This is a genomic window from Alkalibacterium sp. (assembly GCF_046484155.1).
Classification (GTDB): Bacteria; Bacillota; Bacilli; order Lactobacillales; family Carnobacteriaceae_A; genus Alkalibacterium.
On the sequence record NZ_JAWOBT010000003.1, the window covers coordinates 1 to 3357 of the forward strand.

Sequence of the window (3357 nt, forward strand, 5' to 3'; positions counted from 1 at the left end):
GCGCTTCAAGCCATATCCGAACCCCATAAATCCAATCGGCGTTACCTCAGACCGATTCGGTTTGTGTATCGGCAACTCAACCATTAACTTTCGTAAAGCAGTCACTAAAAAGGCCTCAGCTATGAATTAAGCTGAGACCTTTTTTTATTTATTTTTTAAAGAGATTGGTATTTTTTATATCTTCCACGGTCTGAGTGCCTGCCAGCTGCATGACACGTTTCAGATCGCTTTCGAAATAGTCAAAGACACTCTTGACACCTTTCCAACCTCCAAGAGCCAATCCGTATAGCGCCGGGCGGCCGATAGCCACAACATCCGCACCAGATGCCAGTGCTTTAAAGACGTGCTCTCCCCGTCGGATCCCTGAATCAAAGACGATCGGCACGCGTCCCTGAACAGCTTTGGCGATACTTTCAAGCGTATCGAATGAACCTGGCGCACCATCGAGCTGACGTCCACCGTGATTGGAAACCCAAACGCCTGCTGCCCCTGCTCCGATGGCCAAAACAGCATCTTCCGGTGACTGGATACCTTTTACAAAAACAGGCAGCTCAGAGTACTCGGCAAGAAACTTGACATCTTCAGGACTGATTTTCTGCTTGGATTGAGCGTAAATGTTATTGAGAGACATTTTTTCGCCAGTTCCTGTTAAATAACGGGATACGATCGGCATACCGAAGGGGTAAACGAATTTGTTGCGGATATCTTTTTCACGGTTACCAGCCAAAGTGGCGTCTGCTGTCAGAATGATGGCAGTCGCACCGTCTGCTTTTGCTTCGTTAATGATCGCTTTATTTGTTTCATCATCTTTACTCATGTAAATCTGGAACCACCTAGGCGCTCCTCTGAGACCTGCTTCGATTTCCTCAAAAGAAGCCCCTGAATAAGCACTGATAGACATGATCGTTCCGAATTCTGATACGCCTCGAGCAGTGCCGGCCTCTTTTGTCTGATGCGCCAATCCATGTGCAGCAATAGGTGCCATAATGAAGGGGGCCGCAATCTCATGTCCGAGAATCGTCGTTTTAGTTTCCGGTTTTTCGACGTCCGCTAACACTCGCGGTAAGATCCCCTTGTTATTGAAGGCTTCCACATTTTGTCTTAACGTATACTCGTCGCCGGACCCGCCCGAGATGTACTCAAATCCGCCGTGAGGCATGACTTCTCTGGCTTTGTCTTCCAGTTCGAACGTATTGATTATTTCAATATCCTTGATTTCACTCGGCGCATTATACAGCGCTTCCTCACTTTTTTTCAATTTCTATTCACTCCATCTCTGAATTTTTGGTTTTCTTGATTTATAAATGAACAAATTAGTTACACCACTAGTTCCCTTTATTGAAAGAACAATGGAAAACAGCTCCTAAACTGATACCCGAAATGACGGCACCCACATTGAAACGTAAGTGCTCGAAATTTCTCTCAAGTTTCACGGATAAAGCCACCGTCGAGAGCGTGATCCAACTATTTATGACCTAATCTTCTTATTATAAACTTCATAGGAATTTCCATCAAGAGTAAAATCATACCATATGTAAGCTCTGATTTCTCCTAAAAAAGATCGATACTTGTCAGAAACAGTTCAACACCAAGTTGATCGAAGTTATCGATAAGCAAATCGCTCAAAATTAAAAAGGCACTTGTAGGTATAGTTCATCCTTGCAAGTGTCTTTTTAGTTTTAGTGCCCGTATACTTTCATGTTTCACAAAAAACGCATTCGTTGCCTTGCTGTTTCTATTACTGATTGACCCATTTCGACTCAGGTTTGGCATAGCCTTCCACAAAATAGACTTGTTTCTCATCGTCATACAGCTGACGCTGCAGGAGTGTATGTTGTCTCAGTTCGACGAGCAGATCGCCACGGTGACTCTCTATTTCCAGGCGGTACGGTTTCATGATTTTTTTCATTTCCGTTTCCACTCGTTCTTTCAATGCTTCCATATCGTCACTGTCTAACGCCGAAACGATAATATTCGGATAAAGCGTTGACTTGACGGATCCCTCCACCAAATCTTTTTTATTGTAAACATGTAACGTTGGGATCTCATCCATTCCCAGCTCTTGGAGTAAGGACAGGACGGTTTCTTCCTGTGCTTTTAAATTTTCCGCCGAGGCATCGATCACGTGCAGGAGCAAGTCAACATCCATCGACTCTTCCAGGGTCGACTTGAACGCTTCGATCAGTTGGGTCGGCAGGTCTTGAATAAAACCAACCGTATCCGTGATGGTCACCTGCATCCCAGACGGCAGTTCGAATTTCCGTGTCAGTGGATCCAGGGTCGCAAACAGCTGATCTTTTTCATAGGTATCTGCTTCAGTCAGCTTGTTTAACAGCGTCGATTTCCCGGCGTTCGTGTACCCGATCAAACCGATTTGGAAGACATTGCTCTCCTTGCGCTGTTCGCGGCTGCGTTTTCGATGAGCTGAAATTTTCTTGAGCTCACTTTTGATATCTGACATCTGACTTTGAATGTGACGGCGATCGGTCTCCAGTTTCGTTTCACCTGGTCCACGGGTCCCGATCCCGGCACCCAGTCGTGACATGTTGACACCTTGACCGGCTAGTCTTGGTAAGATATATGATAACTGAGCCAATTCCACCTGGAGCTGGCCTTCTTTACTTTTGGCACGCAAGGCAAAGATATCCAGGATCACTTGAATGCGGTCAATGACTTTCGCATCGATTACTTCCTGAATGTTACGCATGTGACTCGGAGATAGTTCATGGTTGAACACCACCGTTTGAACATCCAGTTCATCAACTAGACTCTTGAGGTCACTGATCTTCCCTTTGCCAATAAATGTCTTGTGATCTGGGCGTTCGCGTTTTTGTGACAGTCTGGCGACCACTTTACCTCCGGCATTTTCAACCAGTTGTTCGAGTTCGTCGAACGAATAAATAAAGGCTTCCTCTTCGCGCTGTCCCTCGATACCGACAATGATCACTTTTTCATATTCTTTTTCCTTAGCCACTTAATCACCCTCTATAAAAGTATTTACGTTTTGTTTTACTGCTTCGATATTAGTTGGATCTGCGACCAGATCGCTCCACATGTCCACCGTGAATCGGTTTCTGAACCATGTGAGTTGGCGTTTCGCATAGTTCCTTGAATGCTGTTTCACTTGCTGCACCACTTCTTCCAGTGACTCTCGCCCCTCTAGATAAGGACTGAATTCTTTGTAGCCGATGCCTTTTTTACTCTGCACATCGCCGGGGAAATTTGCATAGAGCCCCTTCACTTCTTCGAGCAAGCCCTGATCAAGCATGAGACCGACCCGCTTGTTGATGCGTTCGTACAAGACTTCACGGTCCGTATTCAACCCGATCACGAACGCATCGTAAACCGGTTCTTTTT

Annotated in this window: 3 protein-coding genes; all 3 read right to left on the reverse strand. The window is 45.5% G+C overall.

Going from position 1 to position 3357, the window contains the following annotated elements; all coding sequences use genetic code 11:
* Positions 1–148: 148 nt before the first annotated feature.
* On the reverse strand, positions 149–1258 hold the full coding sequence (locus R6U02_RS00295) for a lactate oxidase (RefSeq protein WP_410261646.1): 1110 nt from the start codon (positions 1256–1258) through the stop codon (positions 149–151).
* Between the two features lie 480 nt (positions 1259–1738).
* Positions 1739–2974: a GTPase HflX gene (gene hflX, locus R6U02_RS00300; protein ID WP_410261647.1), complete on the reverse strand. Its 1236-nt coding sequence runs from the start codon at positions 2972–2974 to the stop codon at positions 1739–1741.
* A partial coding sequence (locus tag R6U02_RS00305) for a tRNA (adenosine(37)-N6)-dimethylallyltransferase (protein WP_410261648.1) occupies positions 2975–3357 on the reverse strand: 383 nt, incomplete at its 5' end. It lies immediately after the preceding gene.